Here is a 26,957-nt window from a genome sequence, read left to right as displayed (position 1 = left end):
TTTTTTACTTCCTTTCCTAGTAAATCCAGTTTCCAAAAAATGCGATACACCCGGCAATTACGATAAAGACAGCACTGTATTTTACTGCTTTATTTAACACTTTGCTTTCACTGCCTAACAGATTGGCTGCCGCAGCGCCGATGGCTATGCTTTGAGGAGCAATCATTTTTCCAATGGTTGCGCCTACGGTGCTTGCCGATACCAGCCACACCTGACTGATTCCAAGGTTAGAAGCTGTCTGGGCCTGGAGGCTTCCAAACAGGACACTGGAGGACGTTCCACTTCCTGTCACATAAGCCCCAAGCGCTCCTACCAGGGGAGCCGTCAGAGGATATAGGCTTCCCATGAGTGCCAGCATGGTACCTGCAATGGCGGCAATCATACCGCTGTATCCCATGATTTTGGACATGGCCATTATGGTTACAATGGTCAGGATGGTTTTCCACATTTGCTTTATGGTGCTGATAAATACCTTCTTCATGCTGTTAAAATCTGCCCCCTGTATCTTACCTCCGATCACTGCCGCCGCCCCGATTAAGACACCTGGAGTGGCAAGCCAGACAAAGGTATATGGCTTTCCTCCTTCTCCGGAATAAATAGGAACAGAGGTCTTTACACCGGAGAGTATCCGGTTGATGGACGGCACCATCTTAGAGGTCAGAAGGAGAAATACAAAGATTAAGATAAAAGGCATCCAGGCCTTTCCCGCTTCCTTAAAGGTTATTTTCTTTTCCCGGTCCGGCGCACCTCCTTCAATCAAGTACTCAGGGTCAGGATTCTGATACCATTTCTTTGAAACACCAATGGTGACAGCCAGAGAACAGATGGAGCCGATGATGACCGGAAGCTCTGCTCCGAGAAAACGGGCTGCAAGGAGATTTGGTACTGCAAAGGATACGCCTGCAACAAGAGCTACCGGCCAGACTCCTTTTAATGCCTTTACCGAGTTTCCAATGATACATACCATTAGAAATGGAGCGAGGATCATAAAAGGAAATAACTGAAGCGCAGTGGCAAAGGCCACTTCCCCAGCTGGAAGTCCAGCGATCTGGGCTACGGTGACCGTGGGTATACCTACGGACCCAAAGGCCGTGGGGGATGCATTGGCTACCAGACAGGCTACAGTAACTGCAATGGGTGGAAAGCCCATGCCGCATAACATACTTGCCGGTATGGCAATTGCTGTCCCAAAGCCAGCCATGCCTTCCATAAAGCCGCCAAAGCACCAGCCGATAATCAGGAGCAGAATCCGTTTATCTCTGGATACTCCCGCAAGAATCTCTTTGATGACATCCATGCTTCCTGTATCAATGCAAAGGTTATATGTAAATATGGCTGCAAGGATTACAAGACTAATGGGCCAAAGGGCAAGGGCCACCCCCTCGGCCCCTGCGGTAAAGCAGTCCCAGGCCGGCATCTTCCAGTAGGTCAGGGACAAAACAACTGCAATGGCAAGGGCAATGGGACATGCCTTAAATGCCGGAAGCTTTAACAGACTAAGTGCTGTCATAAGCCATAAAATAGGTGATAACGCAAGAAGAAAGATAATACCATTCATAACCGACCCCTCCATACACCTTAAAAGATTTACCTTACCGTAACGAAATCCTTTTAATCTCCTCTATGAGAAGGGGAATTATTTTAACCGCATCCCCCACAATTCCTACGTCTGCAATATCAAAAACAGGCGCATCCTCATCTTTATTGATGGCTACGATATACCCGGAACCAATCATGCCCGATACATGCTGGGTGGCTCCTGAGATTCCGCAGGCAATGTATAGCTTTGGCGCTACGATTTTCCCAGACTGCCCCACCTGATGGGAACGGGGTACCCACTCTGCTTCAATGGCCGGTCTCGTTGCCCCCACAACGCCATGACAGGCCTCTGCCAGCTGCTCCACCAGTTTAAAATTCTCAAGACTTCCCATTCCTCTTCCGCCGGATACAATGACCTCTGCCTCTTCCAGATTCACGGCCTCTGCCATCTCTTTCACCACATCTACAATTTTTAACCGACTGGTTTCTTCTGTCTCTACCTTCTCCTTAAAAATCTCACCGGTTCTTTCAGAAGTTAGCTCCTTTGCAAATGCCCCGGATCTGACGACTGCAATTGCTGGTGTTCCTTTTATAATCAGCTGATTTAGAACGGTTCCCCCATAAACCGGACAGGTAAAGACCAGCTGACCATCCGTTTCTGTGATATCCATGACATCTACGGCACATCCGGTATGAAGCCGGCAGGCAACCATTGGCATTATGTCCTTTCCTGCAAGGGTTCCTGCCGACAGAATCAAAGACGGACGGTATTTTTCTGCCAGCTTTGTGAGAACTTCTCCGTACACCTCCATGTTATAGGCTTCCCTGTTGACCATAATCGCCTGATCTGCACCAGCCAGAATGGAGGTGCGGGCTGCTTCCTCTAAATCCAAGCCAATAAGTACAGCAATGACCTTTTCCCCCCGGTCTGCTGCCAGCTTATGGGCCTTTGAAAGCGCCTCCAGGGCGCCACTGACTGGAGATTTAGAAACGGTTTCCACATAAACCATGATATTCTTTCCAACTGAAACACTCATTTCTTTCTCCTCCTAAAAAATCCTGGCTTTTGTCATCACAGACATGGCCTCAGTGACTGCTTCCTGGATATTATCACCTTTTATTTTCACTCCGGCTGCCCGCTTTGGCGGCTCCAGGATCTGAAGCACCTTAAACTGACTTTCTAAGTGATCCAATGGAGATAATTCCGTTATCTCCTTTTTTCTGGCAGCCATCTTACTTTTGATGGTGGGATACCTGGGGTCGTAATTGGGCTTTTGAATCGTAACCACACAAGGCAGGGCCGCCTCCATCACCCGATAGCCTTCCTCTGTCTCCTGCTTTAGCTTGATTCCGCCCTCTACTGGCTCCACAGCTATAACATTGGCAGCCACGGGCAGGGAACACTCCTTTCCAAGAAAGAGTCCCACCTGACTGGAAGCATAATCTGTGGATTCCTTTCCGCAGAAAATCAGGTCAAAGGGTTTCCCCCTATCCTTCTCCATATCTCCAATTGCCTTTTTTAAGGTTTTTGAAATGCCAGCGGGATCATGACTTAAAGCAGCATCATCCTTTACCAGATAGGCGTTGTCAGCACCTACGGCCAGACAGTTCTTCAGGGAATTTTTGACATCCTCCCCACCGATGGAAACCACGGTGATTTCTCCTCCATGGGCTTCTTTTAACCTCGCGGCCATTTCCAGAGCGTAGGTGTCAAAGGCATTAACCACTGGTGTTACTCCTTGTAAAGCAGGCGTTTTTGAAACTGGATCAAGAGAGATTTCCACTGAATCATCTGGCACCTGTTTGATACAAACTAATAGTTCCATCCCTTTCTCCCTCCTTTTTATCTGCCGATGATATTATTGGCTATGACGATTCGCTGAATTTCATTGGTTCCCTCAAAGATCTGGAATATTTTTGCATCTCTTAGAAGCTTTTCTACGGGATATTCCCGGCTGTATCCATAACCACCAAAGATCTGAATGGCTTCTGAAGCAACTTCCATGGCGATGTCTGAGGCATAGCATTTGGCAATGGCGGATTCCATGGTATAGGTAAGACCAAGGTCCATTCTCGTAAGGGCATGGGCTACCATCTGACGGGCAGTTTCGGTCTTGATCTGCATATCTGCCACCTTAAACTGGAGCCCCTGGTTCTTGATGACTGGATTGCCAAACTGAATTCGTTCTTTACCATAAGAGATTGCCTCTTCAATGCCTCTTTGCGCAATCCCCGCTGCAATACATCCCATCCAGGTACGGGCCTGATCCAGGGTCTTCATGGCAATGGAAAATCCCTTTCCTTCCTCACCGATTAAGTGAGAGGCTGGTATCCTTACATCTTCTAAAACTACATCACAGGTGTTGGAGGTTCTGATTCCCATCTTATTTTCTTCTTTCCCTGTGCTAAGCCCCGGCGTTCCTGCTTCAATGAGAAACATGGACATTCCCTTTACGCCTTTTGTCTTATCTGTCATGGCAGTCACGCAGTAAAATGCGGCAACTCCCCCATTGGTGATAAAGCATTTTCTGCCATTTAGAACATAGGAATCTCCATCCTTTACTGCCGTAGTCTTACCGGCGCCTGCATCAGAGCCTGCCCCCGGTTCTGTGAGACAGAATGCACCAAGGCCGCCTTCTAAGACCAGCTCACATACTCTCTCTTTCTGGGCTTCACTGCCTGCAATTAAGACTGGCTTAAGAGCAAGGCCGCTGGCGGAAATGGTGGTGGCAAAACCAGCATCTGCAATTGCCATCTGCTCAATGAGGGCAGCCACATCCACACGGCTTAAGCCAGGTCCCCCGTATTCCTCCGGCACCTCCAGGGCCTGATACCCCTGTTCAAAGGCCTTTTCATAAATTTCCCTTGGCCACTCTCCTGAAACATCAAACTCCTTACACGGTTCCTTTACTTCCTTTTCACAGAAATTCTTCACATCCTGCAATAAGTCCTGTGCCTCTTCTGATATTAAATATGCCATTTTTTTCGCCTCCTGGACATTTCATTTTTGGTTATCGCTTATAACAGATTTTCCCTGGATTCAAGATCATCTTAGGATCAAATACTTCCTTGATACCTTTCATTAAGCGCATGCTGGTCTCTCCTGCGAACGCTGCCAGATACTCCATCTTGCCGTGACCAATGCCGTGCTCACCGGAAATCATTCCACCGCATTCGGCTGCCTTTTTATAGATCAGATCCATGAATTCTGCTACCTGCTTTTTAAACTCAGCCTCATCCATTTCATTGGCACAGGTATAGATATGTAAGTTTCCGTCTCCTGCGTGACCAAAGCTCTTAATGGTAAAATCGTACCGGTCTTCCAGTGATTTGACATATGAAAGATAAGATGGAATCTGGTTGACCGGAACCACTACGTCACACTCATCCAGAAGCTTTGTTTCTGCTTCAATGGCTTCCAGGAAAGTACTTCTGGCTTCCCAGGCTTCCTTTTTCTTTATGGGAGTATCTGCCACCAGAACATCTACAGCCCCTTCTTCCAGTACCACCTCTGCTGCCTGCTCGGAAAGCTCCTCTAAAAGATCTGCTCTGTCACCATCAAAGGTAATGAGTAAGTACGCGCCAATATCCACGCCCTCCACCTCTGTTGGAAATACGTGTTTTCCCAGATACCGCTCGGAAGACAGAACGATTTCTTTTTCCATAAACTCCAGAGCCTGAGGCTTTAAGCCTGCCCGGAATATCTTTGGTACGGCGCCGATGCAGTCCTCCAGATTTTCAAAAGGAACAATCAGGCTAATGGTTTCCTTGGGAGCCGGGATTACTTTAAGCGTCAGTTCTGTTATGATGCCAAGAGTTCCTTCAGATCCGATCATCAGATTAATTAAGCTGTAGCCGGTGGAGGTCTTGGAAACCGATGCCCCCAGATGAATGATCTCTCCTGTGGGAAGGACTACAGTCATAGCCCTGACATAATCTCTGGTGCAGCCATACTTTACCGCCCTCATTCCACCTGCATTGGTGGAGACATTGCCTCCTAACGTGGCAAACTTCTCTCCTGGATCCGGGGGATATAAAAGCCCTTTGTTTTTTGCATCCTCAGCAAGGTCATTTAACAGCACTCCAGGCTGGACGCGGACCACAAAATTCTCCTCATCGTAATTAAGAATCTTGTTCATCTTACTCATGTCAAGAAGAACTCCCCCATGAATGGCTACGGCTGCCCCGGTAAGACCAGTGCCTGCTCCTCTTGGAATCACAGGAATATTGTGTTCAAAGCACAGCTTAACAATGGCTGCGATGTCCTCCGTGGTGGTGGCTTCAATCACGACTTCCGGGATTCCCTTTCCATAAATGGGCATTTCATCATGAAAATAGTCCTCGTTGATTTCTTCATTTTTATGGACCTTCCCAGGAACGATTGCCTGAAGCTCCTGTATTAACTGGGGAGTAACCTGATTGTAAGTTACATCTTCCATTTTTCTGCCTCCTTTGCGGTAGTTATCAGTTATTTATTATTCCTTATTTCTGACGATTACAGATACCCCGTCCGGGATCACTGTGATGGTCCCGTCAGACCTTCCAAGATAGGCGTCTGCCATGGAGATGGCTTTTTCCACGCTGTCTGCGTAATCCATCTGCATCTCATGGACCATTTCCCTGGGGGCCTCTGTGACCATGATGACCTTATATTTTAGAAGGATTCTGCATAGAATCTGTGATTCCCACTGATCCGGTACGGTCTTATCTCTGGGAGTGGAAAGAAAACGCTTCATAATTTCATTCTTATCCGCTCCCCCTGCAAAGGTATCGTAAAGGGACTCTCCTCCATGACCGTCCTTGCAGCTTGCTGCCATGATGATCACGCCTCCTGGCTTGCAGGTTGCCTCTGCGGCTGTCATTCCTTTTACCGACTGGTAGATATTCTGATCTAAGGGGTAGCCTCCATTGGTGGAGATAACAATATCTCCGGGAAGGGCATCCACTCCTGATAAGACATCTACAAATTTGCAGCCCTCCCTATGAGCTTTATCAAAATGACCTGCATAGGCCTTAATTACCTTCTTATTCTCATCCAGCACTACATTGATGATAAATGCCAGATTCACCTTGCCTGCGGCATAGATCATATCCTTATGTATGGGATTTCCCTCAAGGATTCCGGTTCTTGCATATTGGCTGTCAATGAATTCCGAGCAGTGGTTTGCCATAACTGTCACGCCGCTTGAAACTCCTGGTAATACGCTCTTTCTGCCACCGGAAAATCCGGCGAAGAAATGAGGTTCGATAAAGCCCTCGGAAATCAAAAGGTCTGCCTCTGCTGCAACCCGGTTAATTAAAAGCCTTCCGCCGGAAGGCAGGGTATCGATGAAAACCATATCCTCATCCTTTTGGCTTTCATGTACGAGAAAGCGGATATCATCTCTTTCCACAATGGACTCACCAAACTTATCAATGAGCTCTTCCCTTGTGGTGGGCCTGTGAAATCCCGTAGCAATTAATATAGTGAGGGTTGCCTCCGGATTTCCCTCCTTGATTTCTGCCATAACCGCAGGCATGATCACCCGGCTTGGAACCGGACGGGTGTGATCGCTTGCAATCATGACTATGTTTTTCTTCCCCTTAACAAGTGCTCTAAGCCGTGGGGATTCTATGGGGTTTTCCATAGCATTTCGAACAATCTCTTCCTCGCCGCCATCAGGGTGATAGCTGTGGGCACCTGAGAGAAGAATCCCGTTTAATCTGCTGTCAGGGATGGTTACACTAATTTTGTCTCTTCCAAAAGGAAGATTAACTGTTGCCATACGTTTTCCTCCTTATGTCTTATCCTTCGTACTGGTAAAAACCGCTTCCCGTCTTTTGTCCCAGCTTTCCGCCCCGAACCATTTTTTTCAGCAAGGGATGAGGACGGTATTTGGGATCTCCTGTTTCGGAATGCAGGACTTCCATAATGGCAAGAACCACATCAAGGCCGATTAAATCTCCCAGCTCCAAAGGTCCCATAGGGTGATTGGCTCCCAGCTTCATGGCGCTGTCAATTCCAGACGGATCAGCGACTCCCTCCGCATAAATTCCTATCCCCTCATTAATCATCGGGATCAGGACTCGATTGACTACAAACCCGGCAGCTTCCTTCACCTGTACCGGAACCTTTCCAATATCGGTTGCAATTCGTTTGATCTCTTCCACCATATCAGAGGGGGTATTGAGACCTGCAATGACCTCCACCAGCTTCATTACCGGAGCCGGATTAAAGAAATGCATGCCGGCTACGGGACGGTCAAGACCTGCTCCCAATTCTGTAATGGAAAGGGATGAGGTGTTGCTTACAAACATACACTCCTCTTTACATATCTCCTGAAGCTTTTGAAATGTCTGCTTTTTCACTGCCATATCTTCTATGGCTGCCTCAATCACCAGATCACAGTCAACACAAATGCCTATTACTCCGGTTGTGATTCTGGAAAGCAATTCATCCGCACTTTCCTGTGTAATCTTTCCTTTTGACACTCTTCGTTCCAGGCCCTTAGCAATTTTCTTTTTCCCATTTGCCGCAAACTCCTCGTTAATATCGCATAAGCAAACCTCATAACCCTCTGTCTGGGCAAATGCCTGGGTGATTCCTGAGCCCATGGTTCCTGCGCCGATAATTCCCACTTTCATCCCAATACCTCCTTTTCACTCTACCAATGCAGCTTTTATCACATTACTTCATCATGAATCTCTTCTCTTTCCGCTTTTCTAAAAATGCACCCATTCCTTCTTTTTGATCGTAAGTTTCAAAGCAGTCACCAAACAGCTTTTCTTCGATTACCACTGCCTGATCCATATCTACCTGGAGACCGTCATTGATGGCCTTTTTACAGTTTCTCACTGCTATGGGAGCATTGTCTGCAATCCCTTTTGCCATTTTTTTCGCCTCGGTCAAAAGCTCATTTTGGGGATAGATGGCATTCACCAGGCCGATTCGGTATGCTTCCTCTGCCTTAATATTTCTTGCGGTGAAGATCATCTGTTTTGCCATTCCTGGCCCTACAATTCGTGCCAGCCTCTGAGTGCCTCCAAAACCTGGAGTGATTCCCAGACCTGCTTCCGGCTGACCGAATACGGCATTTTCCGAACAGATTCTGATATCACAGCTTAGGGAGAGCTCACAGCCACCTCCAAGGGCAAAGCCATTGACAGCCGCTATGATGGGAATCGGAAAGGTTTCCAGGCGTTTAAAAATATCGTTTCCTCTTTTTCCAAAGGCCTCTCCTTCTTCCTTTGAAAAAGAACTCATCTCTCCAATGTCTGCTCCTGCCACAAAGGATTTCTCTCCGGCTCCTGTTAAAATCAGTGCTCTTACTGAGCTTTGATCTATTTCATCCAGTATGTGATCCAGTTCCTCAAGCACCTGACTGTTTAAGGCATTGAGTGCATCTGGACGGTTAATGGTAATCAATCCTGTCTGGCCTTCCACTTCGTATGTAACAAATTTCATAAGCTGACCCCTCTTTCCATTTTAATCGTAACGGATTTACTCTCGCTCCACTATGGTGGCACAGCCCATACCGCCTCCTATGCAAAGGGTGGCAAGCCCTCGTTTCGCATCTCGTTTCTCCATCTCGTGAAGTAAGGTCACTAGGATACGACAGCCGGATGCTCCCACGGGATGACCTAAGGCAATGGCTCCGCCATTAACATTGACTTTAGACATATCAAGGTTTAAATCACGAGCTACAGCCAGAGACTGGGCTGCAAATGCCTCATTTGCCTCAATGAGATCAAAGTCCTCTACCGAATGATTCGTCTTTTTTAACAGTTTTTTCGTGGCAGCTACCGGGCCGACTCCCATGATTTCAGGGGCCACACCTGCCAGAGTTCCGGCTTCCCAGAATGCCATAGGTTTAATCCCAAGCTCCTTTGCTTTTTTTTCGCTCATAACTACAATGGCCGCAGCCCCATCATTTATGCTGGAGGAGTTGGCTGCCGTCACGATTCCCTCCTTTTTAAAGGCTGGTTTCAGCTTTGAAATACCTTCCCAGGTAGTTCCAGGTCTGGGACCTTCGTCTTTATCAAAAATTATGGTTTCTTTTCTTTTTTTGATTTCTATGGGTACGATTTCATCATCAAACCGACCGGATTCCTGTGCGGCACAAGCTTTTTGCTGGCTGGAGGCTGCAAAGCGGTCCAGCTCTTCTCTTGTGAGCCCCCACTGCTCTGCGACATTTTCAGCCGTGACTCCCATATGATAATCGTTTGTTGAATCCCATAAGGCATCGTTAATCATGGAATCTACAATCTGACCATGATTCATCCGGTAACCGTAACGGGCATCTTTTAACAGATATGGAGCCATGGACATATTTTCGGCTCCTCCGGCTACCACGATATCCGCATCTCCACTGAGAACCATTTCCGCCGCCAGGTTGACACAGTTTAATCCGGAACCGCAGACCACATTGACGGTTACGGCTGGAGTTTCCACGGGAATGCCTGCTTTTAAGGAAGCCTGCCTGGCAATGTTTTGTCCAAGCCCCGCCTGGATGACACAACCCATATATACAAAATCAACCTGTTCCGCCGGGACCCCTGCCCGCTTTAATGCAGCCTGGATCACTACCGCCCCCAAATCCTTTGGAGAAACTGTACTTAAAGCTCCTCCCATTGATCCGATTGCCGTACGGCATGCACCAGCTAAAACAACCTTTTCCCCCATCATTAGACCTCCTGTTTGATCTGTTTATTTGCTTTCTATATTTCCAGCTCACTGTAAAGGGTTTTTCCTGATTCATTTTTAGGAATTGTACTCACCGATCTGATCGTCATGGCTCTGGGGCTGATCCCGGTAATCTCATATAGATATTCCATGATCTCCTTAAAGCCTTCTTCCCCTTTGGTATCCGTATAAATGATCAGGCTGTCATCCCTTCCCAGACAAGCAAAATCAACTCCTTCAAAATGTTCCTTTAAAAGCCTCTCCACCTCATCAAGGTTTACCCTGTTGCCAAAGAGTTTGATGAAACGTTTCTTTCTTCCTGTTATGTAATAAAAGCCATCGGCATCTCGTTCTGCCATATCTCCCGTATAAAGGATTCCATTCCATTCATCTTCTTTTTTCAAATCCTCTCTGCTGGAAGCATAGCCAAGTGCTACGTTATCTCCCTCATACACCAGCTCTCCCTGGACGAAAGGTTCTTTGATTTCTTCTCCTATGTCATCTCTCAGCCAGAATCTCCCTCCTGGTATGGCAACTCCCATGCTGCCGCACCGCTCCACAGCGCTGTCAGCCGGAAGGTATCCCATCCTCGCAGTGGCCTCTGTCTGCCCATACATGACCACAAATTGCTTTCCTGTCTCTTTGGCGTAGACCGCGAATTCTTTATGGAGAGTCGTTGGAAGTTTTCCTCCTGCCTGAGTCAGGGTTCTTAACTCCGGTAACTCCATTTCCAGAAATCCAATCCTTTTTAAAAGCTGATACGTATATGGAACACCGCCTAAGGATGTAATCTCCCTTTCTTTTACAAAATCCCAAAACGGGCGTTCCACAATACTTTTGGTGGTGAGATAAATGGCAGCGCCTTTTTTTACATGGCTGTTTATTATGGATAATCCATAGGTATAATTCATGGGAAGCGTGGTGACAGGCCTCTCCTTCTCCTGGATTTTCAAATAGGAACAGATGGATTCTGCATTCGCAACAATATTGTCCTTACTCTGCCTTACAAGCTTGGGACTTCCCGTACTTCCTGATGTGGTCAGAAGAAGGGAAAGCTCTCCGTAAAGAGAGGGAGAATGAAAGGCTTTTCTCTCACATAAACAGTATCCCTTGACTCTCCAGACAATCTCACATTCCCCTGTTTTTGTGAGGCAGTCTTCCGGCACATATAAAAAGGCGGGGCAGTATTCTTCCATCAGCCGGGCCAATAGCTGGGGATTGATTTGTTTTTCCAGCATCAGGGGAACAACTCCTGTTTTTAAACAGCCAAGATAACCAAGAAGGGAACCTATGGTATTTTCGCATAGAATAAAAATCAGCTTTTTTCCTCCCACGCGCCGGATCAATTCCTCTGAAAAAGAGTTTAAATCCTGATAGGATACCCTGCCGCCCTCATCATCTTCTGCCAGCAAACGTTTTTCATAAAATAATTCGTTTTCAAACAGACCCATGCTCTTCCTCCCGGATAATTTCCCTGGACAACATACGAATCGTATCCTGCCCATCCCAGATCAGATCCATCTTCATGGCATTTCCCACAGGTATTATTCTGTGGATTCCATAAAGGTGGTGATCCATTACATAATCCATGAGTTCCTTTGAATCCAATCCATAATAGGTCACCGTCTGGAGCTGACTCACTGCCAGTTCCTTAAGAACCTTTCGGTAATCTCCCTGATACTCAAAGAACAATCCCCAGGTTCCCCGGTACGTTTCTGGAGCTTTGGGTATCCCGGACAGAAGAATTGTATAAACCAGATTACCATACCTCTCTGTTTTTATAATGCCTTCCATTGTCATGGTATATCTGCACAGTGCTTCATACTTCTTTGTGGCTTTATGAGGACTTAAATCATAGGAAACAGCTTCCTTTTCTACGGCTTCCCACCACATTCTGTGAACTGCTTCTGCCTCTTCTTTCTCTTCCCCTTGGTTCCATATGATATAACGAGGACTGGAGCAGGCATTCTGATCCATGGCATAGGTGTCATTAACAAAGGAGTGTGCTAAGTTCCTTAATTCTTCTCCTTGCATTCTGGCGATGCTCTTCTGATCCAGAATACAGATGGAATACCGGTCTGGAAACATGACGGAAACTCCATCGGGCCTTAAATTCCATTTTCTAATGGCTGATATGGTTTCATTACCGCCCCATACCATCAATCCATCGCAAGCCTCTGCCCAGCTTCTTACCATTTCATGGTCTCTTTCACAGGAAAAAACTGAAATTCGGTCCCTTATAGAGGCAAATGGCGGTATGTTCAAAAGATTGTCTATGATTTCACATAGTTTGAAATCCTCTTCCTGACATCGGATTGAGATTCGTACAACGCAGCTGTTTCCAGCCAGCAGACCCATGACCATACTGTATGCAAATAGCAAGGGAACATTGGAAGCTGCCATATGAAAAACCACACCTCTGCCGATACGGACCCGGCCATCTTCATACCGCTTTTTAAATTCCTCCACATGAGCCCTTCTTATCCAGAACCCAAATGCAGCCATTTCCGGATATTTTAATGATTCTCTATCCCTTCGTATTTCCTTAGAAAGCGCCTCCAGAAAATTCAAAACCAATGTGTCAAATGGGGCCGAAGGCTCTGCCTTTGGTTTTTCCACTCCTGCCAGATAGGTAATCTCAGCCTTCATAGGTGTCACTGCACCCCCTTATTTCCGCCTGGTGAATCCTTCCGCATACCTTAAAATGTTTTCCCTTACGACCACAGGGGCAATCATCCTCTCCAAGAATGATACCCTCATCTTCCGTAAGTATAGAGTGACCGGGATAGGAATGAGCCAGTGGTGAGAGCACCTGTATGATTCCTTTTTCTCCATGAGAACAGATAGAAAAATCCCTGGCTCTTCTGGTGATAATGTCAGAATAAATACTTGCATGGAGATGCCCATGGGAGCATTCCATATAGATGCTTCCTGTTTGCTCCGCCATTCCATAGTAGTTATGAATGCTTCTGCATCCAGTGACTTCCCATAGCCTTTCCTTGAATTCTTCCGGAGACACGGATTGATCCCTCAGCTTTTTAAATCCGCCTCCATGGATCAAAATGCCGTCTGAAAGATTCAGCTTTCTCCCGGATTGCTTGAGTGCCTGATAAAGGCAGGTCCAGATGATATAGGTAAAACCAAAGATGAGGACCTTTTTCCCCTGATATTGCTCCAGAAATTTCTCTATCCCCTCTAAATCAAGGTTCATATCTTCATCAAGCCCGTAAAAGAGCCTGGAAGAAAAGATCGAAAAACCAAGAATCCCCGCTCCTCTGGCAGAGAACATGTTTCTGTCCTTTAATACCTGAGGGCTGTCAATGATCAGGAAAGGCAGCCTGGAATCTCCAAAATAATCGCTTCCGATATTTGCCAGTGCCCGTTGCTGGTACTCGGCTGTTTCCCGGTCCAGATAGACTTTAGAAACCTTCTGCCCGCTGGTTCCTGATGAGGTCATGACTTTAAACACCTTATCTTCTCCGATACTGGTCAATTTCATTTCCTTAAAAATACCTACTGGAACCATGGGGATTTCTTCCTCTTCCATATCTTTAAGACGCGGAATCATCAGGTTCGTCAGCATCTGATCGTAAGGGCTGCAGTTCTGTCTGTGATGCTCCGTAAGCTCTGTCAGCCATTCTCCGTAAAGCCTTCTCTTTTCAGCCTGTGTGACAGAAAACGGCCCTCTCTTCAGAATGCCTTCATAATCTATCATAAATGGCTGCTCCTTTCCTTTACATCACGACCCCGTATTTTAGCAGGACTTCCTTTCCCTTTTCGTAGGAAGAAATGTTCATGACATCCGATGTAGAGATATGAATATCAAACGCCTCCTCTAAGTCTGCGACTAAGTCCATGTGTCCCAGAGAATCCCAGGAACGGGTTCCTCTGTATTTAAGACCGGAAAGGTCCTCTTCCTTTACCCTTAAATCCCGGATAAACAGCCGGTTGTATGTTTCCAGATTTGTCATACTGCCTCACTCCTTTTCTCCTGCCACTATAAATAGGGTTTTCATCATCTTCTGTCTGCAGCTTACCGAAAGAATCCTCTGCCCAAGCTGGTTTTTGCAGGTTCCGTAAAAAAGCCCCATATAATGGTCATCCTCTTCCTCAAAGGAAACGAACCGGACGGTGATTTCCACAGTATCCCCCCAGTAAACAGGACGAATGAACCTGGTATTGTGCTCCACATAGACGGTACCACTTCCTGGAAGTCTGGTCCCCATAAGGGCTGAGACCAGGGAATCCAATAGCATTCCGTGTACCAGAGGTCCTTCAAAACCAGCCTTTAATGCCGTCTGCACATCCAGATGGAGCTTACTTTCATCTCCAGTTAACCGGGCAAAGCATTCTGCATCCTCCCTGGATATGGTTCGTTTTATGGATGCCTCTTCACAAAGAGAAAGAATTCTTTTTTCCCTTGCTTTTTCCGGTTCTTCTTTCCCTGATGCCCGCAGCTCCCCTTGAAGACTTTGAAAGCTTTCTTCATCCCATAACAGAACTACTTTCTTATGGGCGTTCAGATTTTTTATATCCGCACATCTTCGGCTGCAGCCGCAGACCACCAGCCAATAATCACAGACCATATCCTCAGCAGAATTTACATATTCATGTTCCGGGTTGTCTTTTCTGAATTTCTCCACCCGTTTTGCCCTGTTATAAAATGGATTACAGCCTCCGCAATACTTAATTCCAATGATCATGAAATCCTCCAGACAACCGGCTACTTCTGGCACTCCAGCATGTTTTGTAATTCCCTGGCTGCTGTGCTAAGAGGCCTGTTCTCGTCACTGACAATGCAGATTTTACGCTCAGGAATCTGTTCATGAAGCTTGATTTCCATGATTTCTTTTCTCTCCAGGAAGGGAATCGCAAATTCCTCCGGTACAAAGCCGATGCCAAGGTTCTTTCTGATTACCGGTATGATTAAGTCCATGGTAGCTACCTCAATGGCAGGCTGCATGGTGAGGCCGCAGGAGCGGTAAAATTCCTGAAGAAAACCAAAGGTAGTAGAGGTACTGCACATGGTAATGAGAGGAAGCTTCACCACTTCTGAGAGAAACATCTTCCTCTCTCCATATTCCTGATACTTATCTCCCCCTACTAAAATGCTCTTAAAGGGCTTTACATCAACCACCTTTAACCGCTGTTCATTGTCAATGGGAGTTGTGATAATTGCCAGGTCTATCTTTCCAGCCTTTAATTCGCTTAAGGTCTGCTCTGTATTATAGTTAAAGATATTTAACTTCACCTGAGGATACTGTTCCTGGAATATCTTAAGCTTCTCTACCAGATAGGAACGCATGGACATCTGGGTAGCCCCTAGATTGATATGATCATGCTGCTCCCCCATCAGTTCCCGAAGTTTTTCTTCTCCCTGCATCAGCTGCTTGCAGGCCGGAGCCACAAAGCTGTAGAGCAATTCTCCTTCTGCCGTAAGAGTCACGCCTTTTCTGGACCGTATAAACAGTTTGCACCCAAGCATACTTTCTAAGTTCTGCATGCAGTATGTAACGGATGGCTGGCTTGTGACCAAGGCATTAGCCGCTCTGGTAAAATTCTTATATTTTGCTACATAGTAAAAAACTTTATAGTGTTCAAAATTGGCAGTCATACCATCACTTCTTTCATAAGATATTGATATCGTTACCCCAATTGACAAACCGGCCATGCATTGATAGACTACTATGCAAAGGAGGTTATCTATGGATATCACACGGAAACAAATTGAATCTGTTCTTGATGCAAAGGTGCGGCCCTCTTTAGCGGCCCACGGCGGCAATGTTATTGTTTTAAGCCTTGAAAACGATGTTTTAAGGGTCCGGCTCACCGGGAAATGTTCCGGGTGTCCTGCCGCTCACAGTACCAATGAGGAATTGATTTCTCTTGAGATCAGCCAGGCATTTCCTGCTATAAAGGATATCATTTTAGTAGAAGAAACCAATCCCGAACTGCTTACAATGGCACATAAAATACTTAATCATCAGCTTTAATACAAAAAGATACTAAAATTGCCATGTTATCCTGGCCCGGAATCCTATCCGGGCCGTAACATGGTATTTTTTACTTCTCCAGTTCTCTCTCTTTATCTAATCTTACATTTCTCTTATAAAGATACATATCGAAAGTAATTTCAACAAAATTCAAAAAGTAGAAGAACCAGGATAAGAAAAACAGCCAGTCATTCCCGGTAGGGTCCGCATTGTACAGCAAGAATTTTCTTACAATCCCGAATATGTATCCCAGCCAGATGAAAAACTCAAAAGAAAGACTCTTTCCTTTCGCCGTTCTGGAAACATAAGATTTATGTATGGAAAATGGCCAAGACAAGCCAAAGCATACAATCATAAGGGTTTCCAGCAAATTAGAAATCATGACAATATTCATATATCCCCTCCCCAATCTTCCTTAAACGAATAACACTTCTCCAAAACGCTTCTCAAATTCTTTGGATAACTCATCCCGGAATGCTGGAGCGGCAATCTTTATGAGTTCCTTTGCCCGGTCCCTTAGACATTTTCCCTTTAAACGAGCGATCCCATTTTCTGTTACAATGTAATCCACATCATTTCTGCTGGTTGTAACTGCAGCCCCCTCGGTAAGGAACGGAACGATTTTAGAAATGGTTCCTCCCTTTGTCGTAGAGCCAAAGGCAATGATGGACCGGCCTCCCTTTGATGCAGAAGCGCCTCTTACAAAGTCCATCTGACCGCCTACGGCTGAATACTGCTTTAAGCCAATGGCTTCCGCACACACCTGCCCCATAAGATCAATCTGCAATGCTGAATTAATGGATACCACATTATCATTCTGGCTTATGACAAAGGGATCATTTACATAGCTGACCGGCATCATGCAGATGGCTGGATTGTCATGGACGAAATCATAAAGAGTTCTGGTTCCCATCATAAAGGTAACCACCATCTTCTCCCGGTCAATGTTCTTCTTTTTCCCGGTAATGGCTCCTTTTTCGTAGAGGTCTATGATTCCATCAGAGATCATCTCGGAATGAATGCCAAGATCCCTTTTATCTCCCAGGAATTTTAAGACCGCGTCGGGAATTGCTCCAATTCCCAGCTGCAGACAATCCCCATCCCGGACAAGTCCTGCAATGTTTTCCCCAATCTTTTCCTCCACCTCTCCGATGACTGGGCGGCCATGTTCATGGATGGGCTCATTGCTTTCAACGATTGCTTCCAGATTGCTGACATGGATGAAGTTATCTCCCATGACCCTAGGCATATTAGGATTCACCGCTGCGATGACCTTTGTATTTTGCTGTTCCCCCACTTCTTTGGCAAAATCACAGGAAAGCCCGTAGCTGCAATAGCCGTGTTCATCCGGTGGTGAAAGTGTTACTAAAAATACATCTGCACAATCGGTCTGCGTCACGTAGTTTGGAATCCGGTTGAAAAAGCATGGGGTAAAATCTCCCTTCCCCTCTGCAACAAAGCTTCTGCTTCGGGCTCCGATAAACAGTGATGTATACCGAAAATGCTTTTCCATACCAGGCTCAAAAAACCTGCATGCTCCCATATCGTGCTGCTGCACAATATGGATATTTTTTAAATCCTGATCTACTACATAATCAACCATGGCACTAAGTAGAAGATCCGGTTCTGATGCCGCATGACCGATTAATACCGTATCCCCTGAGCAAATGATTTTTACAGCCTCCTGAGGGGATTTTAACTTTGAAGCATAGATTTTTTTCCAGTCCACGAAGTTACACCTCCTGATATTTTTCGGCAAAACGTCTTTGGAATTCCTCCGCCAATTCCTCCTTAAACTGAGGTGCTGCAATCCTAATCAGCTGACGTGCTCTTTCTCTTAACGTATTTCCCTTCATTTTTGCAATCCCATGTTCGGTCACAATATAATCCACATCATTCCTTGTAGTTGTAACCGTGGCTCCCTGGGTCAGATAAGGCACAATCTTTGATATGGTTCCCTTTTTCGCGGTGGAAGGAAAGGCCAGGATGGATCTTCCTCCTCTGGAAAAAGAAGCACCACGAATGAAATCCACCTGCCCGCCGATTCCGGAAAACTGCTTTAAGCCCATGGCCTCGGAGCAGGCCTCTCCCATAAGATTGACCTCTATAGAAGAGTTAATGGAAACCAGATTGTCATTTCTTCCAATAATAGCCGGGTGATTGACATAGTCAACAGGAGCCATGAAAAGGCCTGGATTGTCATCTGCAAAATCATAAAGCTTCCTGGTCCCCATAAGAAATGATACCACCATCTTATCCCGATTGAAATTCTTTGCGCTGCAATTTATGATTCCCTGCTCATAAAGATCTACCACCCCATCAGAGATCATCTCTGAATGAATGCCCAGATTCTTTTTATTACCAAGGAATTTAAGTACAGCATCGGGAATGGCTCCGATTCCAAGCTGGAGACAGTCTCCGTCATTGACCAGGGAGGCGATATGCTCCCCAATGGCCATTTCCACATCTCCGATGTGTGGAAGCCCCAGCTCCGGAATAGGGGTATCGTCCTCTACGATGACATCAATATCATTTACATGGATAAAGCTGTCTCCAAGAGTCCTTGGCATATTGGGATTTACAACAGCGATTACCTTTGCCCCCTCTGCCTCTGCTGCCGGCTTTGTATAATCGCAGGATACTCCAAAGCTGCAATAACCGTGTTCATCGGGCAGGGATAAGGTTACTAAAACCACATTTGGCCTTTTAACTTCCTTAAAGAAATAAGGGGTCTGGTAAAAATAGCATGGTGTAAAGTCACCCCGTCCGCTGTTGACGCAATCCCTTGTTTTAGCCCCTAAAAACAGGCTGTTCTCCCTGAAATGTTTTTCCATTCCAGGCTGTGCATAAAGGGAATGCCCCATATCCACCTGCTGGAATATCTCAATGTCTTTTAAATCAGCCTTAGCGGCATAGTCCACCATGGTATCCACCAGCTTCATGGGTTCTCCCACTGCGTGGCCGATGACTACCCGGTCACCGGATTTGATCAGCTGAACAGCCTCTTCCATGGTTTTCAGTCTTGATAAATATATCTCTTTCCAATCCATACCTATATGACCTCCCTGGCATATTAATTTGATAAAAGAGCTTAATCCTTAATATTGGCAATTGCCTTTGCAAGCTCTTTCTTCCTGCCCATATTGCTCTGGCGGGAAATCATGATTCTCTGTGCCTGTGGAGAGCCAGCACCGTGAAGAGATTCGGTTCTGTATCCGACTGCCGCAGTTCCTAAGGTGATATTTTCAATGAGACGAAGAATTCTTAACCGGTTTTCTGTAGAGACTCCTTCTACCCCTTTTAAGTATTTGTCCACGTAACCGCCCACCACAGGATCCTTTAAATCCTTTTCAGATGGAGCTGTTACCATAAGGCCACCTGCAATGTCCTCTGCCAGACGGGCAATCTCATAGGGATATCTGGTCACGTTCTGCTTGCAGACATTGGCAAGAAGAAGGTCGATAATATAATTTCCGGATTCCGTAGGCGTACCTTCTGCAGAACAGGCGATACCGCAGCAATAAAGGGTCTCGTTTAAATGGGTCATTTCAATCAGTTTATCTTTAATATGAGACGCTTTTGGCACTCCGTTATAATCGGCTGCCAAAGCTGTAGCACCAATTAATACATCGCCAACTCCCACCTTGCATCCACCGTAGGACTGTCTGTGATACCCGGCAAACCGTTCCACCAAAACTCCTGCAAATTCATATTCCCCATCCATGAAAATGCGGTCATTTGGTACAAATACGTCGTCAAATACCACCAGAGCTTCCACGCCCCCAAACTGGCTGTTTCCAACGTCAATCTGGCTTCCCTCCAGCTTTCTGGTATCACAGGACTGTCTTCCGATGATCATGACAATTCCATCAGCGTCCGTAGGAACCGCAAAGGATACCGCATAATCCTTATCATCAGGGCCCATGGCGACCGTTGGCATGACAATCACTTCCTGAGAGTTAATGATACCTGTCTGATGAGCCTTGGCTCCTCTTACCACGATACCGTCTTCCCTGCGCTCCACCACTCTCAAATACATATCAAGATCCGGCTGTTCATGAGGAGCAAGACCCCTGTCCCCTTTTGGGTCCGTCATGGCACCATCAACGGTCAAATCCTCATCCTGAACCATTCGCAGATATTTTTTGAAATTTTCGTGATAATGAGTTCCATACTTTTTGTCAATCTCATAGGTGGTGGACCATTCCGCATTAAATGCGTCCATACCGACACAGCGCTGAAAGCAGGAAGCCGTTTTCTGACCGCAGAGCCTCTGCATCTTTACCTTTTTCATCAGATCATCTGTACTTGTGTGAATATTGGCAAACCGGTTGATCTTTCTTCCGTCCTCCAGAGTCACTGTCATCAGATCTTCATATTCCGGCATCTGAGCTAAGTCGTAAGTGGCCTTTACCGAATTCAGCGACGGTCTTAAAATCGGGTCGTCAACCGGGTTCTCGATCTTTTCCCCAAACATATAAACATTGAGTTTCATTTTACGCATGCTTTCTACATACTCTTCCCCTGTCATCAAAGCCATAACTATCTTCTCCTTTTTTGCTTTGCAGACTGACTGTCAGCGATGCAAAGCGTTGTTCCATCAATAAGCTCAAAATAGTTCCTGATAAATTTTAAGAACTCTTTGTGCATCCAAGGGCACAAAATTATTTGCCATCAGCCTTCCCTGCTGCTCCATGACGCTCTTTGTGAAGACGAAAAGGTCTTCCGGCTTAACACCGTACTCATGAAGAGGCTTTTTAGGAAGTATAGTTCCAAGCAAATCGTCAAGCTGGTCATAAACCGTATCCACGCTGCATCCTAAAAGCTTAGAAAGGCGCTGGTTCATCACTGCGATTTCCCCATCCTGGCGTATTTCCATATAATTCTTTAAAACACCGGTAAACATGGCGTAATTGCTTTCCCCATGAGCCACATGATAGGTTCCTCCAAGGGGGTAGCTTGTGGCGTGAACCGCGGCACAGCCTGCGGAGCCAAATGCGATACCTGCGTAATTGCTGGCAATGAGGAAATCCTTCATAATGGGAAGTCTGGCTTCTTTTCCTTCTGCTCTTATCTTCTGGTATCCCCTTATAATCATCTCAATGGCCTTGTAGCCAAACAGCTTGGTATAAGGAGTGGCCTTTGGTGATAAACTGGATTCTACCGCATGGACCAGGGCGTCGATGGAGCTGGTGGCAAATACACCAAAGGGCAGCCCCTTTAAAAGCTCTGGCACCAGTACCGCATCATCGGCATACATATGGGGTGACACCAGCCCCACCTTTGTCCCTAATCTGGTCCGGTTCACGATGGAAATGTTGGTTACCTCGCTTCCTGTTCCACAGGTGGTAGGAAGAATGACCAGTTCCCGTTTCTTTTCTATCCGATCAGGGGCTTCATACAGAAAATCCAAAGACTCCCCTGTTGATACTGCCATAATCTTTGCAATATCTATGACCGTACCGCCTCCGATGGCTATGATTCGTTTACAATCCGTCTTTGCAGCCTCTTCTAAAATGGCATCCACCATTATATCTGTAGGCTCTCCGCTCCCGTAAGCTTCCTGAAAAATGGTATGAACCTTTAATCCCATTTCACCGAAGTAAGGGTTATATATGTATTCATTGGTCAATACCAGATCATCGCTTCCTAAATTAAAATCCTTAGCGAATTCAGCGCAGGTATCGTAATATGAAATCTGTGACTTTAAAATTACTTCCTTCATAAGCGGATTCTCCTATGCAAAAATTTCTTCATCAGACGGCTGGTTCCAATGTTTCTTCACAAATGCGATGCGGCTCTTGTTCATCAGATGAGTGTAGAACAGATTTTCGCTGATCGCATTGTTTCCCCAGCTTCCGCATCCAAGCGTTGTGGTTGGATTTAGAGCATTTGCAAAAGCTCCTCCTGCCATGCTGGAACAGGTCTGATTGACAACCACCCGGCTGACTGGAAGTCTGACTCCTGCATATTCGATATGAGCTTGATTGTCAGACTGAATATCTGCGGAATGGCCTTCCCCTTCTACCAAAAGGTTATCATAGGCAATCTCCACTGCTTCTTCCCATGTCTCATAGCTGTAGGCAGCCATCATAGGACACATCTTTTCCTTGCTCCATACCACGCCAGCCCCATGTTTTTCCGGCTTCACGATAATAACTTTGGTGCCTTCCGGTACCGTAATGCCTGCCAGGTCTGCAATGGTCCTTACCGATTGTCCTACTACATTCTTATTGATAATACCGCCTGGGAATACCACTTCTGCCAAAGTTGCAAGTACTGCCGGGTCATCAATGTAGTAAGCACCCTGAGATACAAATTCTTTTATAATGATATCGTAATCCTTCTTCGGTGCGATGATGCTCTGAGTTCCGGAACAGATGATTCCATTATCAAAGATACGGCTTGCAATCATTCGTCCTGCTGCTGCCTTGTAATCAATTCCTTCATCTACAAGCCCCTGAACATTACCTGGTCCCACGCCGTAGCTTGGTTTACCGCTGGAGTAAGCTGATTTCACAACGCCCATACCACCAGTTGCAATTACAGCATCACAGGCTGACATCAGTTCCGTGGTCAGCTCCACGGTAGGAGCTTCAATCACCAGGAAAATGTCTCTGGGAACTCCCATGCGGTCTAATTCTTTGTAATATAGCTCTGCCAGAGCCATGGCACATTTCTTACCTCTTGGATGAGGTGCTATGATAATGGAATTCTGACATTTTACTGCAAACATGGCATTGCACATGGGCGTAACTACCGGATTGGTACATGGAGTGGCCGCTGCAATGACTCCCATGGGCTTTCCTACTTCAATGAGACCTGCCTCCTCATCTCTTCCGATGATTCCAATGGACTTCTTACCCTTTAAAGCATTCCAGATATTTCTGGATTTCCCCTTGTTCTTTGTTACCTTATCCTCGTAAACACCCATTCTGCTTTCTTCCGCTGCCAGCTTTGCAAGTGGCTCCGCATGGTCAAAGACAACCTTTGCAAACATTTTTACAATTTCGTCCGTCTTTTCCTGATCATAGGTGCATAGAATCTGTTGTGCATTTCTGGAACGTTCTACCAATGACTGAATAAATTGACTCATTTTCGCTTCCTCCTAATCGTTGTTAGTGATTTTTTTAACATTGTTCTTGATAATAGTTTAACTCTTTTTCTCAATAATTAGAAATACTAGTTTTTTATCATAAACGATAGGATTTTTATATACTTGTTTTTATGCACATTAAACAACATTTTATAATTCTATCACACAATCATTTAAATTATTACTATTATTTGTCCACATTTATTTATTTCATTTGACGTTTTAAACAATTTTTTATCTCATTATTCCGTTCCATTTCTTTTGTTTTTGACAACATAAACCCATGTTTTTCCTTTCATCATAAGGGATTATATTCTTATCACAGGCTGTATTGTCAAAAAATTAACACCAAAAAAATCCAGGCAGAGAGAGGAAATTAATCCTTCTCAACTGCCTGGATGAATCATTGTAACATATGATGAGCTGCGGTCAAACTTCTTAGATCCAATCAGCCATAGATTCTTTTATAAATATAATCTCATTCCTATAAAAATCCTGATGCCCTTCTTCTTTCATTTTTAAAAATGCTGCATTCCCTTTCTTACATTCCCAGTCAAAAAGCGCCACCAATGCCTCCAGTCGTAATAATACCTGACGAAGCAATTCAAAGGTATCATCCATGCCGTAGGCGCTTAAAAATTCATGAAGCAAGATTCTCCGTTCGTTTGCATCCTTTTCCTTATGGTATTTCCTGTATTCCTTATTCTTCGGATCATAGACTTCTATTCCTAAAGGTACGAAGCGATACGCAGCATAAGCCACATCCCATATTCTCGGTCCTGGGCAAGCCGTATCAAAATCTATAATGCCGATAGGTGTGTGTTCTTGAAAGGTAACGTTATACGGTGCAAAATCATTATGACAAATAACCTCCTGCTTTAGAGGACCATCATACTGCAAGAACCAGATATCATCTGGAAGTCTTTTAAAATCGAGGGTTGCATCATGGTATTGTCTCAATAGCTCAGCAGCCAATCGGACTGTCAGGCATTTTTGTTCCATATCGTGAGCAGCGGGATAATCGTCCAGGGTATTTCCCTCCACAAAGCTTAGCACCTCCTGAGTCGTATCTTGAAGGCCAAGAAAACGTGGTGTAAAAGAAACCCCTTTGTTTTCAAGATGCTGAAGCAACCGGTGAATCGTATTGCTTTGAGGCTTTAAATCTCTGTAGACAGCCCCCTCGTTCTTATAAACCCTGGACATATTTCCACCACTTAACTCCGTTACTGTATCCACTTAAAATCTTCCTCTCCATCTGATTGGTTCATTCTTTAAGCTTTCCGGTATTTATGCTGTGGCCTTCCCACCTTTCCGTACTCCACTAATTTATATATTTTTTCTTCCTTTTCCATCAGCTCTAAATATCTTCTCACGGTAACTCTGGCAATCTGAAGCATCTCAGCCAGATTTTCTGCGGTATAATATTCTTCTGCGCCCTCTTCAATCTTTTCCCATATAGCGTGATATGTATACTTATTAAAACCTTTGGTGAAATCCTCTTCGTTCTGGGCGGCAATCTGACCAGATAAATACCGGTCCAAATCCTTTTGCTCGATGACTTCGCTGTTTTTAAAGCTGTCAAACCTGTCTTTATACTGCAAAAGAGCCTCTTTAAAACGTTCGAACCGAAAAGGCTTAATCAGATAATCCACCACCCCATAGCGAAATGCCTGCTGAATCCGCTCGATGGATTTATCCGCAGTTATTAATATAATATCCGCATCCAGGCCCTGACTACGAATCCATTTTAGAAAATCCATTCCATTTTCATTGGGAAGATAAACATCTAAAAGGATCAAATCCGGTTTTTTTGACATCATCACCTTTTTTGCCTCTTCTAGATTGGATACTCCTTTGTATAAGGAAAATCCCTCCACTCTTTTTAAGAACTTGGAGTTTATTTCCATTACCATGGGATCATCCTCCACAATCATGACTCCAATCAAGTTCCCCCCTCCTTTCCATTGGTATAGCAATATCCCACTGTGCCCCTCCTTCTGAAGTCAGACAAATTGCTCCCCCACATTCCTCAATAATCTTCTTTACAATGGATAATCCACAACCTCTCTGACCCTCCTTGGTAGAAAAGCCCTGGTCAAATATCTTTTCCTGTAGCTCTAGAGGGATTCCTCCTCCGTTATCCTTTACCTGAATGGTCAGAAATTGTGTTTCCTCTACAATGCGGATATCAATTCTGCCTGTTCCGTCATTTTTCACCTCATCCAGAGAGTTTTCAATCAGATTTCCTATGACCGAACCAAGATCCTGAGCATTTACACCTTCCGGAAGCTTATTAAGCCTGGAGCCTTCATCAATGGTCAGCTTAATTCTGCATTCCTCTGCCTTGTTATACTTTGCCAACAAAAGAGCTGATATGGAAGAATCCTTAATCTGATTTGTCAATATATGGCTGACCTCAGTTCTGATCCTGGCAACATCAGAGATAAATTGCAGTGCTTCTTCATATTCCTCCAGCTGAATCAGACCTGCAATGGTATGAAGCTTATTCATGAATTCATGGTTCTGCGCCCGCAAGGACCACGCCAGTTTTTTTACTCCGGTCAGCTCTTCTGCCATCTTTCTCACCTCAGTTTTATCACGGAAGCTGGCAATTACTCCAATCACCTGCCCTTTGTTCATGATAGGGATCCGATTGGTTAGTATCACCGTATCCTGCAGCTTCTGCTCATCATCAAATTCCGCCTGCCTGGTGCTCAAGATATTCATCATACGGGTATTGGGGACCACCTCTTCCACATCCCGTCCTATGACCTGGTTCTTCATCTCATCCTTATCAAACCCAAGAATCTGCAGGGCAGAGTCGTTCATGAGAGTAATCCGTCCTTCCTGGTCAATGGCAACCAGGCCTTCATGTATGGCATCTAAAATACCGATTTTCTCATGGTAAAGCTTTGTAATCTCATCCGGTTCCAGACCAAGGAGAATCTTTTTAATATGATTTGCCAGTAAAAATGCACCCACACTGCCAGCGGACAAACCACCAAACCCAATTAAAATAATATAAAAAACAGCCAGATGCTTTGCCTTTTCAATACGCTCAATCAGAGTACCGACAGAGACAAATCCAATCTCCTGATGATTCTCATCATAAACCGGGGCAAAGGCACGCAGTGATTTTCCCAAGGTTCCCGTTGCCTGAGAGACGTAGGTCTCTCCAAGGCGTACCACCCGGTCCTCATCTCCACCCTCAAAGTTTTTTCCAATCATCTGAGGATTGGGATGGGAATACCGGACACCCTTGTTATCTGCCACAGTGATATAATCCACCAGCTCCAGATTTTTAAGCTGCATATCAACATACGCAGAAATGACCTTCGTATCCTTTTTCTCCAGGGCATCCACCACTTCATTGGAATGTGCCACCAGCTCTGCCACATTCATAACATTGGTCCTTGCTTCTTTTTCTATGTTCCTGGTCATCCAGGTAGCAACAAATGTAATTATTATAGTGATTGAAACAAATACGACTGCAATGACCAGCAACATCATCATTGTCTGCAGCTTCATTGGTTTTTTTCTATCCATCGCCTCGTAATTCCTTTCTTCCCCTATTGTACCAAATTATCTACTGCACCACAATAATTTAAAACAGACCGCAAACCAGCAATCACGCACAAAAGACACTCCCAGTGGACACAGACTTAAA

At 45.4% G+C, this 26,957-nt stretch carries 25 protein-coding genes; 1 reads left to right on the top strand and 24 read right to left on the bottom strand.

The annotated features are described in order from the left end of the window. Positions 1-16: 16 nt before the first annotated feature. The 15 genes from OW255_RS07610 to OW255_RS07540 are packed head-to-tail and all read right to left on the bottom strand — an operon-like array spanning position 17 to position 15,815. Entirely contained in the window at positions 17-1,558 is a 1,542-nt protein-coding gene (locus tag OW255_RS07610; protein WP_268116239.1) for an L-lactate permease, read from the bottom strand. 34 nt (positions 1,559-1,592) lie between these two features. Next, positions 1,593-2,576, bottom strand: a complete 984-nt coding sequence (locus OW255_RS07605; RefSeq protein WP_268116238.1) for an electron transfer flavoprotein subunit alpha/FixB family protein — start codon at positions 2,574-2,576, stop codon at positions 1,593-1,595. Between the two features lie 12 nt (positions 2,577-2,588). Beyond that, a complete protein-coding gene (locus OW255_RS07600) occupies positions 2,589-3,365 on the bottom strand; it encodes an electron transfer flavoprotein subunit beta/FixA family protein (RefSeq protein ID WP_268116236.1) in 777 nt (258 codons plus the stop codon). A gap of 17 nt (positions 3,366-3,382) precedes the next feature. Further along, entirely contained in the window at positions 3,383-4,519 is a 1,137-nt protein-coding gene (locus tag OW255_RS07595) for an acyl-CoA dehydrogenase family protein (RefSeq protein ID WP_024836516.1), read from the bottom strand. Positions 4,520-4,550: 31 nt separating this feature from the next. Beyond that, positions 4,551-5,978: an FAD-binding oxidoreductase gene (locus tag OW255_RS07590; protein ID WP_024836517.1), complete on the bottom strand. Its 1,428-nt coding sequence runs from the start codon at positions 5,976-5,978 to the stop codon at positions 4,551-4,553. A gap of 36 nt (positions 5,979-6,014) precedes the next feature. Further along, positions 6,015-7,304, bottom strand: coding sequence for a nickel-dependent lactate racemase (gene larA, locus OW255_RS07585; protein ID WP_268116234.1), 1,290 nt, complete (start codon positions 7,302-7,304; stop codon positions 6,015-6,017). A gap of 19 nt (positions 7,305-7,323) precedes the next feature. Continuing rightward, entirely contained in the window at positions 7,324-8,163 is an 840-nt protein-coding gene (locus tag OW255_RS07580) for a 3-hydroxyacyl-CoA dehydrogenase family protein (protein WP_268116232.1), read from the bottom strand. A 43-nt stretch (positions 8,164-8,206) separates the two neighbouring features. Continuing rightward, on the bottom strand, positions 8,207-8,983 hold the full coding sequence (locus OW255_RS07575) for an enoyl-CoA hydratase-related protein (protein ID WP_268116231.1): 777 nt from the start codon (positions 8,981-8,983) through the stop codon (positions 8,207-8,209). Between the two features lie 36 nt (positions 8,984-9,019). Then, positions 9,020-10,201, bottom strand: coding sequence for an acetyl-CoA C-acetyltransferase (locus OW255_RS07570; RefSeq protein WP_268116585.1), 1,182 nt, complete (start codon positions 10,199-10,201; stop codon positions 9,020-9,022). Positions 10,202-10,236: 35 nt separating this feature from the next. Then, positions 10,237-11,652: an AMP-binding protein gene (locus OW255_RS07565; RefSeq protein WP_268116230.1), complete on the bottom strand. Its 1,416-nt coding sequence runs from the start codon at positions 11,650-11,652 to the stop codon at positions 10,237-10,239. Beyond that, on the bottom strand, positions 11,639-12,850 hold the full coding sequence (locus OW255_RS07560) for an acyl-CoA reductase (RefSeq protein ID WP_268116229.1): 1,212 nt from the start codon (positions 12,848-12,850) through the stop codon (positions 11,639-11,641). Before OW255_RS07560 ends, OW255_RS07565 begins: the two co-directional genes overlap by 14 nt. Beyond that, positions 12,840-13,916 (bottom strand): LuxE/PaaK family acyltransferase, encoded by a 1,077-nt coding sequence (locus OW255_RS07555; RefSeq protein WP_326498147.1) that lies wholly within the window; start codon positions 13,914-13,916, stop codon positions 12,840-12,842. The genes OW255_RS07560 and OW255_RS07555 overlap by 11 nt, the downstream gene beginning before the upstream one ends. A gap of 19 nt (positions 13,917-13,935) precedes the next feature. Beyond that, positions 13,936-14,172 (bottom strand): acyl carrier protein, encoded by a 237-nt coding sequence (locus OW255_RS07550; RefSeq protein ID WP_024836525.1) that lies wholly within the window; start codon positions 14,170-14,172, stop codon positions 13,936-13,938. A gap of 6 nt (positions 14,173-14,178) precedes the next feature. Next, positions 14,179-14,904, bottom strand: a complete 726-nt coding sequence (locus OW255_RS07545; RefSeq protein WP_268116227.1) for a MaoC family dehydratase — start codon at positions 14,902-14,904, stop codon at positions 14,179-14,181. Positions 14,905-14,924: 20 nt separating this feature from the next. Then, complete coding sequence (locus OW255_RS07540; protein ID WP_024836527.1) at positions 14,925-15,815, bottom strand: LysR family transcriptional regulator; 891 nt, start codon at positions 15,813-15,815, stop codon at positions 14,925-14,927. Between the two features lie 91 nt (positions 15,816-15,906). On the opposite strand from OW255_RS07540, the gene OW255_RS07535 reads away from it, so the two are divergent. Beyond that, the gene (locus OW255_RS07535) at positions 15,907-16,194 is read left to right on the top strand and encodes a NifU family protein (RefSeq protein ID WP_268116224.1); all 288 of its coding nucleotides are present in this window, start codon (positions 15,907-15,909) and stop codon (positions 16,192-16,194) included. A gap of 70 nt (positions 16,195-16,264) precedes the next feature. Here OW255_RS07535 and OW255_RS07530 read toward each other — a convergent pair whose 3' ends face one another. The 9 genes from OW255_RS07530 to OW255_RS07490 all read right to left on the bottom strand — a co-directional run bounded on the left by OW255_RS07530 (position 16,265) and on the right by OW255_RS07490 (position 26,836). Then, on the bottom strand, positions 16,265-16,588 hold the full coding sequence (locus OW255_RS07530; RefSeq protein ID WP_242842221.1) for a hypothetical protein: 324 nt from the start codon (positions 16,586-16,588) through the stop codon (positions 16,265-16,267). Between the two features lie 21 nt (positions 16,589-16,609). Next, positions 16,610-17,923 (bottom strand): acetyl-CoA hydrolase/transferase family protein, encoded by a 1,314-nt coding sequence (locus OW255_RS07525; protein ID WP_268116221.1) that lies wholly within the window; start codon positions 17,921-17,923, stop codon positions 16,610-16,612. 4 nt (positions 17,924-17,927) lie between these two features. Beyond that, positions 17,928-19,244, bottom strand: coding sequence for an acetyl-CoA hydrolase/transferase family protein (locus OW255_RS07520; RefSeq protein WP_024836531.1), 1,317 nt, complete (start codon positions 19,242-19,244; stop codon positions 17,928-17,930). 41 nt (positions 19,245-19,285) lie between these two features. After that, positions 19,286-20,734 (bottom strand): 4-hydroxyphenylacetate 3-hydroxylase family protein, encoded by a 1,449-nt coding sequence (locus OW255_RS07515; protein ID WP_268116220.1) that lies wholly within the window; start codon positions 20,732-20,734, stop codon positions 19,286-19,288. A 69-nt stretch (positions 20,735-20,803) separates the two neighbouring features. Further along, complete coding sequence (locus tag OW255_RS07510) at positions 20,804-21,919, bottom strand: 4-hydroxybutyrate dehydrogenase (RefSeq protein ID WP_268116219.1); 1,116 nt, start codon at positions 21,917-21,919, stop codon at positions 20,804-20,806. Between the two features lie 12 nt (positions 21,920-21,931). Further along, on the bottom strand, positions 21,932-23,290 hold the full coding sequence (locus OW255_RS07505; RefSeq protein ID WP_268116216.1) for an aldehyde dehydrogenase family protein: 1,359 nt from the start codon (positions 23,288-23,290) through the stop codon (positions 21,932-21,934). Between the two features lie 438 nt (positions 23,291-23,728). Further along, the gene (locus OW255_RS07500) at positions 23,729-24,526 is read right to left on the bottom strand and encodes an aminoglycoside phosphotransferase family protein (protein WP_268116215.1); all 798 of its coding nucleotides are present in this window, start codon (positions 24,524-24,526) and stop codon (positions 23,729-23,731) included. Between the two features lie 35 nt (positions 24,527-24,561). Then, a complete protein-coding gene (locus OW255_RS07495) occupies positions 24,562-25,236 on the bottom strand; it encodes a response regulator (RefSeq protein ID WP_268116214.1) in 675 nt (224 codons plus the stop codon). After that, positions 25,208-26,836, bottom strand: coding sequence for an ATP-binding protein (locus OW255_RS07490; RefSeq protein WP_268116212.1), 1,629 nt, complete (start codon positions 26,834-26,836; stop codon positions 25,208-25,210). Before OW255_RS07490 ends, OW255_RS07495 begins: the two co-directional genes overlap by 29 nt. Positions 26,837-26,957: the final 121 nt, after the last annotated feature.

This window comes from Lacrimispora xylanolytica, assembly GCF_026723765.1.
GTDB lineage: Bacteria > Bacillota > Clostridia > Lachnospirales > Lachnospiraceae > Lacrimispora > Lacrimispora xylanolytica.
Note: the sequence above shows the minus strand (reverse complement) of the source record. Positions and strands in the feature narration are given on the sequence as shown.

Excerpts from the sequence above, each read along its gene's own strand:
- OW255_RS07610 (WP_268116239.1), bottom strand. The coding sequence starts at position 1,558 with ATGAATGGTATTATCTTTCTTCTTGCGTTATCACCTATTTTATGGCTT.
- OW255_RS07605 (WP_268116238.1), bottom strand. The coding sequence starts at position 2,576 with ATGAGTGTTTCAGTTGGAAAGAATATCATGGTTTATGTGGAAACCGTT.
- OW255_RS07600 (WP_268116236.1), bottom strand. The coding sequence starts at position 3,365 with ATGGAACTATTAGTTTGTATCAAACAGGTGCCAGATGATTCAGTGGAA.
- OW255_RS07595 (WP_024836516.1), bottom strand. The coding sequence starts at position 4,519 with ATGGCATATTTAATATCAGAAGAGGCACAGGACTTATTGCAGGATGTG.
- OW255_RS07590 (WP_024836517.1), bottom strand. The coding sequence starts at position 5,978 with ATGGAAGATGTAACTTACAATCAGGTTACTCCCCAGTTAATACAGGAG.
- larA (WP_268116234.1), bottom strand. The coding sequence starts at position 7,304 with ATGGCAACAGTTAATCTTCCTTTTGGAAGAGACAAAATTAGTGTAACC.
- OW255_RS07580 (WP_268116232.1), bottom strand. The coding sequence starts at position 8,163 with ATGAAAGTGGGAATTATCGGCGCAGGAACCATGGGCTCAGGAATCACC.
- OW255_RS07575 (WP_268116231.1), bottom strand. The coding sequence starts at position 8,983 with ATGAAATTTGTTACATACGAAGTGGAAGGCCAGACAGGATTGATTACC.
- OW255_RS07570 (WP_268116585.1), bottom strand. The coding sequence starts at position 10,201 with ATGGGGGAAAAGGTTGTTTTAGCTGGTGCATGCCGTACGGCAATCGGA.
- OW255_RS07565 (WP_268116230.1), bottom strand. The coding sequence starts at position 11,652 with ATGGGTCTGTTTGAAAACGAATTATTTTATGAAAAACGTTTGCTGGCA.
- OW255_RS07560 (WP_268116229.1), bottom strand. The coding sequence starts at position 12,850 with ATGAAGGCTGAGATTACCTATCTGGCAGGAGTGGAAAAACCAAAGGCA.
- OW255_RS07555 (WP_326498147.1), bottom strand. The coding sequence starts at position 13,916 with ATGATAGATTATGAAGGCATTCTGAAGAGAGGGCCGTTTTCTGTCACA.
- OW255_RS07550 (WP_024836525.1), bottom strand. The coding sequence starts at position 14,172 with ATGACAAATCTGGAAACATACAACCGGCTGTTTATCCGGGATTTAAGG.
- OW255_RS07545 (WP_268116227.1), bottom strand. The coding sequence starts at position 14,904 with ATGATCATTGGAATTAAGTATTGCGGAGGCTGTAATCCATTTTATAAC.
- OW255_RS07540 (WP_024836527.1), bottom strand. The coding sequence starts at position 15,815 with ATGACTGCCAATTTTGAACACTATAAAGTTTTTTACTATGTAGCAAAA.
- OW255_RS07535 (WP_268116224.1), top strand. The coding sequence starts at position 15,907 with ATGGATATCACACGGAAACAAATTGAATCTGTTCTTGATGCAAAGGTG.
- OW255_RS07530 (WP_242842221.1), bottom strand. The coding sequence starts at position 16,588 with ATGAATATTGTCATGATTTCTAATTTGCTGGAAACCCTTATGATTGTA.
- OW255_RS07520 (WP_024836531.1), bottom strand. The coding sequence starts at position 19,244 with ATGGATTGGAAAGAGATATATTTATCAAGACTGAAAACCATGGAAGAG.
- OW255_RS07515 (WP_268116220.1), bottom strand. The coding sequence starts at position 20,734 with ATGGCTTTGATGACAGGGGAAGAGTATGTAGAAAGCATGCGTAAAATG.
- OW255_RS07510 (WP_268116219.1), bottom strand. The coding sequence starts at position 21,919 with ATGAAGGAAGTAATTTTAAAGTCACAGATTTCATATTACGATACCTGC.
- OW255_RS07505 (WP_268116216.1), bottom strand. The coding sequence starts at position 23,290 with ATGAGTCAATTTATTCAGTCATTGGTAGAACGTTCCAGAAATGCACAA.
- OW255_RS07490 (WP_268116212.1), bottom strand. The coding sequence starts at position 26,836 with ATGGATAGAAAAAAACCAATGAAGCTGCAGACAATGATGATGTTGCTG.